The sequence below is a fragment of the Paraburkholderia sp. FW306-02-B genome (assembly GCF_058782725.1).
Genome location: NZ_JBYSXZ010000001.1, coordinates 3,088,103 through 3,102,327 on the forward strand (window position 1 = coordinate 3,088,103; position 14,225 = coordinate 3,102,327).

General features: G+C 63.0%; 12 protein-coding genes. 4 read left to right on the plus strand and 8 right to left on the minus strand.

Annotated elements, in window-relative coordinates; genetic code table 11:
* Window positions 1–2: 2 nt before the first annotated feature.
* Window positions 3–1,154 (minus strand): ABC transporter substrate-binding protein, encoded by a 1,152-nt coding sequence (locus AC3WOG_RS13700; protein WP_492578506.1) that lies wholly within the window; start codon window positions 1,152–1,154, stop codon window positions 3–5.
* A 514-nt stretch (window positions 1,155–1,668) separates the two neighbouring features.
* Between AC3WOG_RS13700 and AC3WOG_RS13705 the strand changes: the two genes are divergently transcribed.
* Both AC3WOG_RS13705 and AC3WOG_RS13710 read left to right on the plus strand, forming a co-directional pair.
* Complete coding sequence (locus tag AC3WOG_RS13705; RefSeq protein ID WP_492578507.1) at window positions 1,669–2,763, plus strand: porin; 1,095 nt, start codon at window positions 1,669–1,671, stop codon at window positions 2,761–2,763.
* Window positions 2,764–2,868: 105 nt separating this feature from the next.
* Window positions 2,869–3,513 (plus strand): response regulator transcription factor, encoded by a 645-nt coding sequence (locus AC3WOG_RS13710; protein WP_492578508.1) that lies wholly within the window; start codon window positions 2,869–2,871, stop codon window positions 3,511–3,513.
* 51 nt (window positions 3,514–3,564) lie between these two features.
* On the opposite strand, the gene AC3WOG_RS13715 is transcribed toward AC3WOG_RS13710, so the two are convergent.
* The 3 genes from AC3WOG_RS13715 to AC3WOG_RS13725 form a co-directional block, all read right to left on the minus strand.
* Window positions 3,565–4,737 carry an alpha-hydroxy acid oxidase gene (locus tag AC3WOG_RS13715; RefSeq protein ID WP_492578509.1) on the minus strand — a complete coding sequence of 391 codons (1,173 nt, stop codon included), beginning with the start codon at window positions 4,735–4,737 and terminating at the stop codon, window positions 3,565–3,567.
* A gap of 53 nt (window positions 4,738–4,790) precedes the next feature.
* The gene (locus AC3WOG_RS13720; protein WP_492578510.1) at window positions 4,791–6,290 is read right to left on the minus strand and encodes an ATP-binding protein; all 1,500 of its coding nucleotides are present in this window, start codon (window positions 6,288–6,290) and stop codon (window positions 4,791–4,793) included.
* A gap of 176 nt (window positions 6,291–6,466) precedes the next feature.
* Window positions 6,467–7,858: an EAL and HDOD domain-containing protein gene (locus AC3WOG_RS13725; RefSeq protein WP_492578511.1), complete on the minus strand. Its 1,392-nt coding sequence runs from the start codon at window positions 7,856–7,858 to the stop codon at window positions 6,467–6,469.
* A 280-nt stretch (window positions 7,859–8,138) separates the two neighbouring features.
* On the opposite strand from AC3WOG_RS13725, the gene AC3WOG_RS13730 reads away from it, so the two are divergent.
* Window positions 8,139–8,876, plus strand: coding sequence for an acetoacetate decarboxylase (locus AC3WOG_RS13730; RefSeq protein WP_492578512.1), 738 nt, complete (start codon window positions 8,139–8,141; stop codon window positions 8,874–8,876).
* Window positions 8,877–9,047: 171 nt separating this feature from the next.
* On the opposite strand, the gene AC3WOG_RS13735 is transcribed toward AC3WOG_RS13730, so the two are convergent.
* Together AC3WOG_RS13735 and AC3WOG_RS13740 are read right to left on the minus strand one after the other, a co-directional pair.
* Entirely contained in the window at window positions 9,048–9,836 is a 789-nt protein-coding gene (locus tag AC3WOG_RS13735) for an ABC transporter substrate-binding protein (RefSeq protein ID WP_492578513.1), read from the minus strand.
* Between the two features lie 257 nt (window positions 9,837–10,093).
* Window positions 10,094–11,002: a LysR family transcriptional regulator gene (locus AC3WOG_RS13740; protein WP_492578514.1), complete on the minus strand. Its 909-nt coding sequence runs from the start codon at window positions 11,000–11,002 to the stop codon at window positions 10,094–10,096.
* 126 nt (window positions 11,003–11,128) lie between these two features.
* Here AC3WOG_RS13740 and gstA point away from each other — a divergent pair, with 126 nt between their 5' ends.
* On the plus strand, window positions 11,129–11,749 hold the full coding sequence (gstA, locus tag AC3WOG_RS13745; RefSeq protein ID WP_492578515.1) for a glutathione transferase GstA: 621 nt from the start codon (window positions 11,129–11,131) through the stop codon (window positions 11,747–11,749).
* 75 nt (window positions 11,750–11,824) lie between these two features.
* Here gstA and astE read toward each other — a convergent pair whose 3' ends face one another.
* Both astE and astB read right to left on the minus strand, forming a co-directional pair.
* The gene (gene astE, locus AC3WOG_RS13750; protein ID WP_492578516.1) at window positions 11,825–12,871 is read right to left on the minus strand and encodes a succinylglutamate desuccinylase; all 1,047 of its coding nucleotides are present in this window, start codon (window positions 12,869–12,871) and stop codon (window positions 11,825–11,827) included.
* Window positions 12,872–12,878: 7 nt separating this feature from the next.
* Window positions 12,879–14,219 carry an N-succinylarginine dihydrolase gene (gene astB, locus AC3WOG_RS13755; protein ID WP_492578517.1) on the minus strand — a complete coding sequence of 447 codons (1,341 nt, stop codon included), beginning with the start codon at window positions 14,217–14,219 and terminating at the stop codon, window positions 12,879–12,881.
* Window positions 14,220–14,225 lie beyond the last annotated feature (6 nt).

The window sequence follows — 14,225 nt, forward strand, 5'->3', positions numbered from 1 at the left end:
ACTTACTTGATGCGTGCCCAATTGCCGTCCTTGACGGTAATCAGCACGCGGCCGCGATCATCGAAACCGCTGTGATCGGCGGGACTCATGTTGTAGACACCTTGCGTGCCGACCAGATCGTGGGTCTGCTCGAGCGCGTCGCGCAATGCGCTGCGAAACGCTGGCGTGCCTGGGCGCCCCGCTTTTTCGGCAAGCGGCACCGCGCGTTCGAGCAACAGGCCGGCATCGTAGACATTCGCACCGAAGGTAGCGGGCTTCACGCCGTTCAGCTTCTGATAGGCATCGATATAGGTAGTCGCCACCTTCTTCGACGGATTGCTGTCGGGCATCTCGGGCAACACGAGCATCAGGCTCGCGGCCAGCACGGTGCCCTCGACCTTGCGGCCGCCCAGCTTCAGAAAATCGGGCAATGCCGCGCCGTGCGTCTGATAGAACTTGCCCTTGTAGCCGAGGTCGTACAGCGTCGCTTCCGGCAGGACGCTGGCGCCGCCGGGCGCCGCGATCAGCACCGCATCCGGGTGGCTCGCCAGCACCTTCAGCGCCTGCCCCGTCACCGAACTGTCGGCGCGCTGATAGCGCTCGTTCGCGGTGATCTGAATGCCGTGGGTCTTCGCGAGGCCCGCGAACACCCGGTACCAGTTCTCGCCGTACGGATCGTTCAAGCCGATAAAGCCCACCGTCTTCACGTTGGTCCTGACCATATAGTCAACCAGCGCCTGAGCAATCAGATCGTCGTTTTGCGTGGTCTTGAACACCCACTTCTTCTGCTCGGTCATGGGCAGGACCACGGCCGCGGTGCCGACCGGCGCAAGCATCGGCGTGCCGGATTCGGCGGCGAACTGGATCACGCCCATCGCGTTAGGCGAGCCGGTCGGCCCAATGATCGCGTCGACTTTGTTTTCGGCGATCAGCTTCTTGAAGTTGGTTACCGATGCAGTGGGATCGCTCGCATCGTCCAGCGAAATATAGTCGACGCTCAGATCGCCGATTTTCTTCGGCAACAGCGGCACCGTGTTCTTCTGCGGAATGCCGACGAGCGCGGTCGGTCCCGTCGAAGAAGTAATCACACCGACCTTGAGTTGGGCGTATGCCGGCAGCGAACATGCAGCGGCCACGGCGACGAGCGCCACCGTCGAAATTTTCTTCAACAACATTGCAAACCCCCGAGGACAGGTTGACTGATACCAATGAGTGACGTCTGGATTGCTCACGAATGACGTGCCCACTCGTTAAACGGTGAAGGCAGTCTAAGTGAACGTTTTTTTGGCGGTAACCCAACCAAACCACCGCCCACCCCAGGAAAATCTTTAGGCGGGTACGGGATCGAAGCATGGGCGGCTGAGCAAGCCCGCTGCACGCGGCGCTGTTCCAGACAGCAGGAACGGCAGTGACGAAATAAGCGCGAGCCTAAAGATTTTCCCGGTAGGAAACGTGCATTCCTTGGGTTACCGCCAAAAAAACGTTCACTTAGACTGCCCCTCATCATTCGGACACCCCGTGGCACGGCCGGTGCTGCCGCGGACGAAAATTTCAGCCTGAATTTTCTTCAATAAGCATTGCTTACTGTCTCGCGGAAAGACCTTGCATTTGCCGGCGTCGCCGTCGGCGGCTGCCTCACCTAAAACAACGAGGCACGTAGCGGACCTTTACTCTAGGGGAATAAACAGCATGGCCAAGCGAATCATTCTCACCTCGGCGTTGACGTTGTGCGCAGCGCCGGTCTTTGCTCAATCGAGCGTCACCCTGTACGGCCGGATCGACACATCGATCGAATATTCGAACTTCGGGCCCAATCACGTGGTTCACATGGGCAGCGGCGATATCGCCGCCACCTCTTGGGGACTTAAAGGAGTCGAGGATCTGGGCGGCGGGCTGCGCGCCATCTTCAAGCTCGAGAACGGCTTCAATTCCTTTAACGGCGCAGCGGGCCAGAACGGCGCGCTGTTCGGCCGTGAAGCCTGGGTCGGACTCGCGGGGTCGTTCGGCGCGTTTCAGGCAGGCGTCAACTACACGCCGATCCACACGATTCTCGTCACGTATTCGCTGCCCGCCTACGGTGCGGGTCTGGGCTGGGGCAATGCCGCCGACAACTTCGTCTATGGGCCGTCACTGCGCGTGAGCAACTCGGTGCGCTATGTGTCGCCGCGCATGGGCGGATTCCTGGTGCGTGCGCTAGTCGCGCGGGGCAACAACGGCTCGTCGAACAACGCGCCGGCGTCGCTGGGCGACACCTACAGCGGCGGCGTCAACTACGTGTACAACAATTTGTCAGTAGATATCGGCTACCAGTTGCAGCGCTTCAGCCCGGTCACGACGCTCACGGCAAGCAGCCCGGTGGAGGGCGGCAATTACGCGCTTGCCGGCGTGTCGTATAACTTCGGCTTCGTGAAGCCGGCCTTCGTGTATGTACGGCATCGTGGCGGCCAGGACGTCGCCAGTATGGCCGGCTCGACCTATGCGAATCCGCATTCCGACTTTTTCGAAGCGAGCGCGGAAGTACCGATCAGCGTCGGCAAACTGCTGCTCAGCTACGGCCACTATCGCAAGATCGCCAATAGCGACGGCAACGCCGATTCGTTCGGCATCCGCTACGACTATCCGTTGTCGAAGCGCACCATTGTGTATGCGGGTGCCGCCGAAGTGCGCAACGGCGACGCCGCGGCCTTCTCGCTGAACAATGCGGGCGGCCCCGCCGCGCTCGCCGCACCCAAGCCGGGCCATAATTCGAACTCGGTCGTGGTCGGCATGTTGCACATGTTCTAGGCGCGGATTCGTTTACCGCAATTTTTTGAACCGCTACGATGACAGCTGACCGCTCGATATTTCGGGGCGGCCAGCTCTTCTCACAGCAGCGAGCCGAAGCACGACATGGACGCACCCACCCAGTCCCCCATTGTGTACGTCGTCGATGACGATGAAGACATGCGTACGTCGCTTTCCTGGCTGCTCGCCTCGGTGAAGATTCAGGCCCGCTGCTTTCGGGGCCCGGCGGAGTTCCTCGAGCAATTCGATCCCCGCGTGCCGGGCTGCATGGTGCTGGATGTGCGCATGCCTGGCGTCAGCGGCTTCGATCTGCAAGCTGAACTCAACCGTCAAGGTGTCTCGCTGCCGATCATCTTCGTGTCGGGCCATGGCGATATCCCGATGTCGGTACGCGCGCTGCAAAACGGCGCGATCGATTTTGTCGAGAAGCCGTATAACTCGCAGCAGATGCTCGAACGGATCCAGAAAGCGATGCGCGTTGCGAGCGAAACGCATCGGGCGAATCAGCACCGCCAGGCGATGATCCAGCGCATCCGCGCGCTCACGCCGCGTGAGCAAGAAGTGCTGAACGGCGTGATCGAAGGAAAGGCAAGCAAGCTGATTGCGCGTGAGCTCGGTATCAGCGCAAAAACCGTCGACGTCTATCGCGCGAGCATCAAGGAGAAACTCGGTGCGACGTCCATTGCAAGCCTGCTCAAGGACGTGATCGAAGCGCGGCACGCGATGGCCGCGCATCACCCGCATGGGTAGGCTTCCAGGGCCGGCTCTCCGCCGGCCTCTCATCTGGCACGCTGCCAACCACTATGCAGCGCGCAGAAATTGCGGCCCCAATGCGTCGATCGAGGGACACCCGAGTTGCCCCAACGTACGGTCGATTTCAGCGGCCAGCAAGGACAGCGCATGCAGCGCGCCCTGCTCTCCGCCCGCCGCGACACCGTAAAGCACCGGCCGGCCGATCATCACCGCGTGCGCGCCGAATGCGAGCGCCTTCACCACGTCGGTGCCGCGGCGAAAACCGCTATCCACAATCACCGTTGCACGTCCCGCGCAGGCGCGAACGATCTCCGCGAGTACGTCGATCGACGGCACGGTACCGTCGAGCTGACGGCCGCCGTGATTGGTGACGACCACGCCGTCCGCGCCCGCCTGAATCGCGCGGGTCGCGTCCTCGGCATCCAGCACGCCCTTGACGATCAGCGTGCCCCTCCAGCGTTCGCGCAGCCATGCCACCTCGTCCCACGTGATCGACGCATCCATCTGGCTCGCCATGTAGCCCATGCCGCTGCGCACGCTTTGCTGATCGGCCGGCAGATAGTCGGCGAGGTTCGCAAACGACGGCGCACCGTGCGGCATCAGCACGTTCCCGATCCAACGCGGGTGGCGCAGCACATCGACCTGATTGCGCCAGTTCAGTTTCATCGGCGCGCGAAACGGCCGCTGCGCCCATTCGCGATTGCCGAGATGGGTCGCGTCCGTGGTCAGCACCAGCGCGTCGCAACCCGCCTGAGCCGCGCGCTGCATCAGCCCTGCCGTCACCGCGCGGTCCTTCAGCATATAGAGCTGCATCCAGACACGGCCGCCCGCGTCGCGCGCCAGTTCGTCGACGCGCATGTTCGACACCGTACTGAGCGTGAACGGAATACCCGTCTGCGCCGCAGCACGCGCGAGCGCCAGATCCGCTTGACGGTGGTAGATACCGTTGAAACCGGTGGGCGCGACGATCAGCGGCAACGCTACGCGCTTGCCGAACAGCGTGCTCGACATGTCTCGGCGCTGCGTGTCGACGAGCGCCTTCGGCACGAAGCGCCAGCGTTCGAACGCGCTCCGGTTGGCCCGCATCGTCACCTCGTCCTCTGCGCCGCCGTCCAGATATTCGAACGCGAAATTCGGCAGCCGGCGCCGGGCCAGCAGCCGGAGTTCGTCGACATTGCAGGCGCGGTGAAATTGAGCGGGAGTGGAAAGACGTCTTTTCATCGGTGTTGGAGGTATGGATGGGGTGCAGCGGAAACGCCACGGTTGACCGCGAGTCAGTCATCCCGCCCTTGCAGCGGCAGCGAAAAGCAGAAGGACGTGCCGCGGCCCGGGTTGGCTTCTGCCCAGACGTCGCCGCCGTGCCGGGAAATGATGTTCTTGCAGAGCGAAAGCCCGATGCCGTTGCCCCCGAGCTTCGACGTGAAGAAACCGTCGAATACCTTCTCATGCTGGCCGAGATCGATTCCGACGCCGGTGTCCGACACGCGTAGAATCGCCCGGCCGCGCTCGGAACATGTTCTGATGGTCAGGAAACGCGAGGGCTCGGACACGTCGAGCATGGCCTCGACCGCGTTGAATGCGAAATTGAGGATCACCTGTCCGATCAGGATTTTTTCGCAGCGAACCCATAACGGGTGATCGTCCAGTGCGAATTCGAATGGCACGCCGGCCTCGCGCGCTTTCAGCGCGATGAAATACTCGACATCGTGCACGATGGCATTCAGGTCGGTCGCCTCCTCGACCTGCTCGAGTTTCACCACGTAATCGCGCACGCTCTTGATGATGACCGATGCGCGCTCGACCTGTTTGAGCACGCTGTCCAGCCCCCACATCACGTCTGCCGGCGTACCGGGCGACGCGTTGAGCCGCATCATGCCGCCTTCGAGAAAATTACGCGCCGACGCGAGCGGCTGGCTAAGTTCGTGCGAAAGCGTCATGGCCATTTCGCCCATCGCGTTGTAGCGCGCGAGGTATTCGAGCTTGCGCTCGCTGACGCGGCGCATTTCCTCGGCCTCGACTTGCGGCGTCACGTCGCGAAAATGCAGCAGGATGCCGCTCAGATCGTCTTCCAGCTCGACATGGCGGCAGAACGCGTCATGCCAGCGCAGCGATCCGTCGCCATTGCGGATCCGGTAACGAAACGAAGTCGGCTCGTGGCGCAGCTCAGCTTGGGCGAGCTGCGCGAGCACGACCTGCCGCGACGCGCCATCGCATAACGCGGTGAAATTCATCAGTGTCGAAACATCTGCCTGCAAGCCCAGCAGCCGGCACGACGACTCGCTCAGATATTTGATTTCACCGCTTGCCGACAGCACCGCGATGCCTTCGCTCAGGTCATGCATGAATTCCCTGAGGCGGGTCTCGAATCGCTTCAGATCTTTCTTGATCCGCTCCTCGGCGGCAATGTCCCTGAACTGGACCATCAGCACGTCGCGATCGTGCAGCTTGACGCGTGTCGCTACCGCTTCGGAGAGAATTTCCGTGCCATCTTTCGCGCGATAGCACCATTCGATGATGCTCTCGCCGTTCGCCACCGCGTCCTTCAGCCACTGCAAACCGATCTCGTGCCGATACTTCTCCGCGTTGCGGCTCATATCGGGGGCTTTCAGCGGCAGCAATTCCTCGACGGTGAAACCCAGTGCGTTGCATGCCGCGGCGTTGGCCCAAAGAATGGCCTTGGTTTCCGCGTCATGCAGGATCATGCACGTCTTCAGCGATTGAAGAAGCGCGAGGCGATCGGCATCCAACAGTTCGAATACGGGGGACGTTTCCATTCGTTCAGGCCCAACGACGAGGTGTAACGGCCGTGCAAAAAGGCCTGAACGCAGCTTAACGCATCGTCAATATGGGTTCCTAGGGTCGAAATGGAGCGTGCGACTAAAGGTTTCTTTAGTGGCCCCCCCGGCCGAGGTTCATGAGTTAGGAGAATCGCGCCCCGCCGGCGCCAAACTCAATCCTCAATCCGCTCCAGGCCCTCCGCGCTCCGATCCGCGGTCCCGGCCCATGCCCCTGCCGCCAGGCCAAGCTGTGCTACCTCTCCCGCCGTCAGCGGCTGCAAGCACGCGCAGAGGGTATCGATCTCATCCCAGGCGCCCCGCTCCAGCGCTTCAACCGCGTTCAGCAACATCCCCAGCACGCCCTCGCGATGCAAAATCGCCGCCTGGATCGGCCGCGACAGCGTCAGCACATTCAACGTGCTCTCGAGCGAGCCGCCAAACACCGCATCGACAAACGAAAACACGCCGGTCAGAAACGCCGCGTCGGCTTCGTCACGCCCGGCCTCGGGCAAGCGCTCGATCGCCAGTTCCATGAAGCGCGCGCGAGTCGCCGCCAGTTGCAGCAACGGATCGTCTTCCAGCGCGACCTTGCGGCCGTCCGCGTACAGCAGCAACTGCGTCCAGCGGGCGATCCGATCGGTGCCGGTCGCGTTGATCGCTTCGCGCAGCGTCGTCACCTTGTGGCCGACCGCCAGCCCGCTCGAATTCGCGAGCTTCATCAGATGCATCACCAGCACCGGGTTCAGCTTGAGTTCGGCTTCGAGTTGCGCGACGGTCGGCTCGCCCGCCAGCAGTTGCAGCAGGTTCAGCAATGCGTGCCGTGGCGCGCTGACACGCCGCGTCATCGAGGTCTGGGGACGCGCGAAGAAGTAGCCCTGGAAACGGTCGAAGCCCAACTCAAGCGCCGTTTCGAAATCGCCCGGCGCATCGATGCCCGCTGCGATCAACAGCTTGCCCGCGGACTTGAGTACGCTGCTCAGCTTGGGCAGCAGCGCGCTCGAGGCGCGCGTGAAATCGATCTTGACGACATCCGCGTAAGGCAGCAGCCGCGCGAACGTCTCGTTGGGCTGGGCCACTTCATCGAGCACGAAGCGATAGCGCCGCCCATGCAGCTGAACGATCCGCGCGATCAACGCCTCGTCGACTTCGAGCGCAGATGACAGTTCGAACATGAAACGGTCAGTGGGCAGGTACCTGATCGAGTCGTCGAACAGCATGTCGCGGCTCACGTCCACGTAGGCGGGATGACCGGTGAGCGCGCCGCGCACGTTGCTCTGGAGCAGACCGCGAATGACGGCTCGCGCCACCTGTTGCGCCGGCTCGGGCTCGCGACCCAGCAAGGCGTCGGCGTTCGCGTTCGAGCCCGCAGCGGCGGCGCCGGCCGCTGCCGCGCTCGAGTCGGCGGCCGGCAGATCCGGCGCACGCACCTTGATCTCATAGCCGCATAGCATGCTGTCCCGATTCAGGATCGGCTGACGGGCAAAACTGGCGTTCAATTGCGCGTCGTCTGCGCCATCCGGCGCAACACCCGTCCGGCGCGAATTCTCGATTGCGATGGTGGTCATTCCGATCCCCGCTGAGCGCCGCCCTGGCGCTTGCTGCTGTATTTTGATTTCCGCTGACGGCGCGCCCCAACCCCCGAGGCTCGCGGCACCGCGCGGCGCCGGCTACGGGCGCCCGGCGATTTTAGCTCAGGCCGCCGCGCGCGGACATGGCGATGCAGCAATATCTCGAAATAATTGCGTGCCGGCCCCGCTGAAAGCCCGGAAGGAATCGACGATACTGTTGTGCAATGCAAAAGCGCTCCACCTGTGCTACCCCGGTCTTTAACCACCAAGGAAAACCATGGACGTCAAAAGCGTGCTTTCAAATGCCTTCGCGATGCCGATCACGAGCCCGGCGTTTCCGATGGGCCCGTATCGGTTCACCGATCGGGAATTTCTGATCATCACCTACCGCACCGATCCGGACAAACTGCGGGCCGTCGTGCCCGAGCCGCTGGAAATCGGCGAGCCGTTGGTACATTACGAATTCATTCGCATGCCGGATTCGACCGGTTTCGGCGACTACACGGAAAGCGGCCAGGTGATTCCGGTGTCGTACAACGGCGTTGCGGGCGGCTACACGCTGGCGATGTATCTGGACGACCACCCGCCTATTGCCGGTGGCCGCGAGTTGTGGGGGTTTCCGAAGAAGCTCGCCAAGCCGGTGCTCGAAGTGCACACCGACACGCTGGTCGGCACGCTCGACTACGGCCCGGTGCGCATCGCCACCGGCACGATGGGCTACAAGCATCGGCAGCTCGATCTGGCGCAGCAGAAAAAACGCCTGGAAGCGCCGAACTTCCTGTTGAAAGTGATTCCGCACGTGGACGGCACGCCGCGCATTTGCGAACTGGTGCGCTACTACCTGCAAGATATCGACCTGAAAGGCGCATGGACCGGTCCGGCCGCGCTCGAACTGGCGCCGCACGCACTGGCGCCGGTCGCCGAATTGCCGGTGCTCGAAGTCGTCGAGGCGCGGCATCTGATTGCCGACCTGACGCTCGGCCTCGGCGAAGTCGTGTTCGATTATCTGAGGTAGTTTTAACCGGCGACGGATTCGGCACGGCAGCGTGCCGAGCCGAGCCACCCGGACAACGGCCGATTGCGGCCGTTTTTTATTTACTTAGCCATACAGATCAGATGACAGCCGGAATGCAAACCGGCCGCGCAGGCGGCCGGTTTGCATACAGCGGACAACGCAACCAACGATTTACTTCAACACGACCTTCACGTCGAAGTACTTCGCGGCGAAGCGGTCGATCGTGCCGTCCGCCTTCAGTTCTTTGAGCGCCTGATTCAGCGCATCCTTCAGTGCCTTGTCGCCCTTGCGGACGCCGTAGCCTGCGCCGAGCAGCTTCTCGTCGGCGACAGCCGGACCGGCGAATTCAAAGCCGGCGCCTTGCGGCTTCTTCAGAAAGCCCTTCGACGCAGCTTCCGCGTCCTGGAACGCGGCATCGAGGCGGCCCGATGCGAGGTCGGCGTAGATCTGGTCCTGCGTCTGATACGGCACGACGTCGACGCCGGCCGGGGCCCAGCGCGCCTTCGCGTAAGCTTCCTGAATCGTGCCTTGCAACACGCCGATGTGCTTGCCCTTGAGCGATGCCGGCGTCGGCAGCAGGCCGCTGCCCTTCTTCGCGATCATCTGATTCGGGATCGTGTAGATCGGATCGGTGAAGTCGACCGCCTGACGGCGTTGCTCGGTGATCGTCATGTCCGAGTTGATCGCGTTGAACTTGCGTGCCTGCAGCGCCGGAATCAGGCCGTCGAACGAATTCTCGACCCACACGCATTTCGCCTTCAGCTTCGCGCACACGGCGTTACCGACATCGATATCGAAACCTTGCAGCTGGCCCGACGCCGACTTCGATTCGAACGGCGCGTACGACGCCTCGACACCGAAGCGCACTTCCTTGATATCCGCTGCCGACGCGGCGCCTGCCGCTACCGTCGCCGCCGCGAACAGCGCGAGCGCAGCCGTGTTTCGCCAATTCATCTTCATTACAGGTGTTCCTCTACGGTATTGAATAAGACGGAGCCGAATCTGGCAGGCATGATTGCCGCGCCAAAATTGCGATTCAAACTCGTGCGGCCGGTGTGGTGCAGCGCAACAGCCGCGAGGGCGCGATTGTACAGTCTTCGCAATGCATGCCTGGCGGGCGGACGCGCGTGTGCCTCGTTTGGCGAAGCCGGCACGGCGCAGATAAAGGTGCAATTTCGTGTCGCGTGCAGACAAACAAACGCGCGTCCAGATGCGCGTCAGACCGCGCCGTCACCGGCCGCGAAATCGCCGCCGAGCCGCTGCGACAGATGCGTATAAACCGCTGCGACATGCGGCAAATGACGCGATTCCGGATGCGCGAGTACCCAGACCTGCGATTCGGCTTCGTCGAGCGGCGGGGTCAATTGCACGAGATCGTCGCGGCCGCGCGCAAGGAAGGTCGGAAAGATACCAACGCCGAAACCGCGCACCACCAGTTCGAACACCGCCATCACGCTATTGGTCCTGTAGCGCGGCTCGACAGTCGGGCAATGGCGCTTGCGCCACAGGACCGACGGATGATCGCCGAGCGAGCTGTCCGGCGCCGCCCAGTCGCAGCGTGACAGCGCATCGGCATCGCTCGCGTGGATGCCGCTCCTCTTCGCGGCAAACACCGCGATACGCAACGGACCCACATGTTTGCCGACCAGATGATCCGGCGCGCGGCGCGTGGCGCGCACGGCGATATCGGCGTCGCGTTTGGTCAGGCTCGCAAGGCTGTTGGTGGCGGTCAGCTCGAACGACAACGCCGGATGCAACGCCGCGAAATCGTGCAGCGCGGGCAGCACGAGGCCGTACAGCACGGTATCGGTGGTCGTGACGTGAACACTGCCGGACACGCGGTCGCTGCTCGCCTGCACCGTCGAGCGCGCCGCCGCCAGTTCGCTTTCGATGCGCTCGGCGTGGCGCGCCAGTTGCGCGCCGAGCGGCGTCGCGCGATAACCGCTGCGCGAGCGTTCGAACAGACGCTGCCCGAGCCCGCGTTCGATCCGCTGCACGGCGCGAAAAATCGTCGACGCGTCGATGCCCAGACGCTGCGCCGCTTCCGCCAGCGTGCCGGCGCGCACCAGCGCGAGGATGGTCTGGGTATCCGCCGAAGTCAGTTCGTATTGCGTTTTTGCATGCATGGTTTGGCAAGCCGCCTGTTTATTCCGAACGCGATCCGGGCTACTTTTACCACATCGACTTGTCGGCCGACGAGCCTTGCCACCGGCGCCTGCCGGGATTTCACTCTCGTTTATAGCGGTGACACCATGAAACTCTATTACTCGCCGGGCGCCTGCTCGCTGGCCGTTCACATTGCCTTGCGCGAAGCGGAGCTCGACTTCGAAACCATCAAGGTCAACCTGCAAACGCACAAGCTCGCCAACGGCGACGATTACTACGCGATCTCGCCGCGCGGCTATGTGCCGCTCGTCGAATTCGCCGACGGCTCACGCCACACCGAAGGCGCCGCGCTGCTGCAATACATCGCCGATCTCGCGCCGGAGTATGTCTTGTTGCCGCCCGCCGGATCGCCGCAACGGCTCGCAGCGATCGAATGGCTCACCTACATCAGCTCGGAATTGCACAAGACGTTTAGCCCGTGGCTTTGGCATCAGGAGACAGCCGAATCGACGAAAGCCGAATGCCGCGCGAAACTCGCCACGCGGTTCAGCGAAATCGATCGGGCGCTCACCGAACGCGATTATCTGACCGGACAGTACTCAGTCGCCGATGCGTATGCGTTCACGGTGTTGAGCTGGGCGCGGATGCTGTCGGTGGATTTGAGCGCGTATCCGCATCTGAGCGCGTATCTGGAGCGCGTCGCGGCGCGGCCGAAGGTGCGTGAAGCGATGGCGGCGGAGGGATTGGTGAAGGCGAACGCGGCTTAAGCCGCACGAAGCGTGCGTGCGGGGTGTAAGACGTTGCGCGTCAAGGCGCGCAACGTCTTACACCATGCGGCGCGACTACACGAGTCTGGAAAGAGTGTCCTGCGTCGTCTCGACCACCATCAAACCGGCGCGCAAGCCCGGCTTGACCGTCGCGTTCGGAAACACGATGCGTTCCTCGTCGCGACGCACGACATAGCGATAGTCGCCGTCACAGGCGAGCACCGTATCCTTCACGAACGGCGTGAAGTTCGGCACGTCCGCGGCAACCCGCAGTTCGAATGCATCGCTTTGCTTGGTGATCTGATCGATCACAGTAAAGGCGCGCGGCAGCGCTGCGTTTGCGTCACCCTTTGTACCGCTGGTACCGGCCAGCAGACTGCGCAGCGCTGCGTCCGCGCCGGCAAAGCGCGTCAGATCGTTCTGGCCGAACGGACGCACTTTGCCGAGTTCCAGCGTACACGCCTCGGCGCCGCACGCTTGCGCGGTGAAATGCGAAAACGTATTGCCCTTGGTCGTGTGGAGCAGCACCGCGCTGATGCGCGCCTCGCCGAGCCACTCGAACATCGCGCGCGAAAACGGCGTGCCCGTATGCGGCAGCAGCGCAAACCGCTCGAACGCGGAGGCGCGGATCGCCGTGTGCATGTCGATATGCCAACGCGCGCCGCGATCAGCCGATGCCGCGGCGAAGAACTGCGTCGCCGCGCGTTCCAACGCTGCGGCGCGCGGTGCTTCGTGGCTTTGCGGCACCTGCGCATGACGTCCGCTGAAGAGGCGGTTCAAGTCGTCGTCGCGATAACGGCACGCGTCGCGCATCGCATCGACGTTGCCGAGAATCACCAGCAAGCGGCAAGTCAGCGCAGCGTCGCCTTGCGCGATATCGCGCACGAGATACGACAGCAGTTCGATCGGCGCGGTCTCGTCGCCGTGCACGCCGGCAGACGCGAGCACGCTGCGTATGCCCGGCTCCTGAGGTGTGGGTTCCGCGGGTTCCATTTGCAGAACCCCGTCATCGAGCCAGCGCCGGCGCACGCCGTTCGCGCACGCGCCTTGCGCGTCATGCGCGGCGGGCCGCTTGCCCGCCAACGTGTACGCGAGGAAATCGTCGAGCATCGAAGCCGGCATGCTCCGCTCAGCGCTGGAAGTCATACAGCGAACCCAGACCGAGAATCTGCGTCAGTTCGTCGAGCGCGGTGCGCGACTCGGCGAGCAATTGCGGATCGGTCAGATCGGCCGGCGCGAGACGGTCGCGATAATGCTTTTCGATCCACGTATCGAGGCGGCCGAACAGCTTGTCGTTGATCCACACGCCCGGCGTCACCGCCGCGCGCTCCGCATCGTTCAGCACCACGCGCAAACGCAAACACGCCGGGCCGCCGCCGTTCTTCATGCTTTCGCGCAGATCGAACACGAGCACGTCGTCGATCGGGCCGGTGTGCGATGTCAGATTGTCCAGATACGCGGCCACGCGTGCGTTCTCGCGGCATTCCTGCGGCACCACCAGCACCTGCTTGCCGTCCGGGCGCGTCAGCAACTGGCTGTTGAACAGATACGACGTGACGGCATCGGACACGCTCACTTGCGCGTCCGGCACCTCGATCACGTTGAACTCGGTCTTCAACCCCGAGAGTTTGGTGCGCAGTTCGTCGTACACCGCGCTCTGCTCGACGAACGCCTGCTGATGGCAGAACAGCGTGTTGCGATTGCCGACCGCGATCACGTCGTTATGGAACACGCCCGCGTCGATCACATCGGGGTTTTGCTGTGCATACACGGTGGCCGCTTCTTCGAGACCGTGACGGTGCGCGACCGCGCGGCTCGCTTCAAAGGTTTGCCGTGCCGGGAAGCGCTTCGGTTCCGGTCCGCGGCGATATTCGCTGCGGCCGTAGACGAAGAATTCGACACCCCGTGTGCCGTATTCCGCGCAAAAACGCGTGTGGTTCGCCGCGCCTTCGTCGCCGAGCGCGGGCGTGCCGGGCAAGGCCTCGTGCACTGCGAAACGGTCGGCGTCGCTGAAGATCGCGCGCAACGTGCGGCGCGTGGATTCATGTTCGATCGCGCGATGCAGCTTGCTGCACAGATTGGCCGGCGTGAAGTGCACGCGGCCGTCGTGGGTATCGGACGAGGGGCTGACGGTCGCGGCATTCGCCGTCCACATCGCCGAGGCGGAACTCGCGGCGGCCAGCAACTCGGGCGCGTCTTTAGCGACACGCGCGATCACCGTCGCGTCGTCGCCGGAAAAACCGAGTTCGCGCAGCAGGCGCATCGACGGACGTTCCTGCGGCGGCAATACGCCTTGATGAAAACCGAGGTCGGCCAACTGCTTCATCTTGCGCAGGCCTTGTTTGGCCGCCGCTTTCGGATTCGCAATCGACTTCTCGTTGTTCTGCGACGCGACGTTGCCGAACGAGAGCCCAGCGTAGTTGTGGGTCGGGCCGACCAGTCCGTCGAAATTGGCTTCAGTGGCTTGCATCGTCGA

What these genes read in the sequence shown, in the direction of transcription:
- AC3WOG_RS13700 (WP_492578506.1), bottom strand. Translation starts at nt 1,154, where the DNA reads ATGTTGTTGAAGAAAATTTCGACGGTGGCGCTCGTCGCCGTGGCCGCT.
- AC3WOG_RS13710 (WP_492578508.1), top strand. Translation starts at nt 2,869, where the DNA reads ATGGACGCACCCACCCAGTCCCCCATTGTGTACGTCGTCGATGACGAT.
- gstA (WP_492578515.1), top strand. Translation starts at nt 11,129, where the DNA reads ATGAAACTCTATTACTCGCCGGGCGCCTGCTCGCTGGCCGTTCACATT.
- AC3WOG_RS13705 (WP_492578507.1), top strand. Translation starts at nt 1,669, where the DNA reads ATGGCCAAGCGAATCATTCTCACCTCGGCGTTGACGTTGTGCGCAGCG.
- AC3WOG_RS13730 (WP_492578512.1), top strand. Translation starts at nt 8,139, where the DNA reads ATGGACGTCAAAAGCGTGCTTTCAAATGCCTTCGCGATGCCGATCACG.
- AC3WOG_RS13720 (WP_492578510.1), bottom strand. Translation starts at nt 6,290, where the DNA reads ATGGAAACGTCCCCCGTATTCGAACTGTTGGATGCCGATCGCCTCGCG.
- AC3WOG_RS13725 (WP_492578511.1), bottom strand. Translation starts at nt 7,858, where the DNA reads ATGACCACCATCGCAATCGAGAATTCGCGCCGGACGGGTGTTGCGCCG.
- AC3WOG_RS13735 (WP_492578513.1), bottom strand. Translation starts at nt 9,836, where the DNA reads ATGAAGATGAATTGGCGAAACACGGCTGCGCTCGCGCTGTTCGCGGCG.
- astB (WP_492578517.1), bottom strand. Translation starts at nt 14,219, where the DNA reads ATGCAAGCCACTGAAGCCAATTTCGACGGACTGGTCGGCCCGACCCAC.
- AC3WOG_RS13715 (WP_492578509.1), bottom strand. Translation starts at nt 4,737, where the DNA reads ATGAAAAGACGTCTTTCCACTCCCGCTCAATTTCACCGCGCCTGCAAT.
- astE (WP_492578516.1), bottom strand. Translation starts at nt 12,871, where the DNA reads ATGCCGGCTTCGATGCTCGACGATTTCCTCGCGTACACGTTGGCGGGC.
- AC3WOG_RS13740 (WP_492578514.1), bottom strand. Translation starts at nt 11,002, where the DNA reads ATGCATGCAAAAACGCAATACGAACTGACTTCGGCGGATACCCAGACC.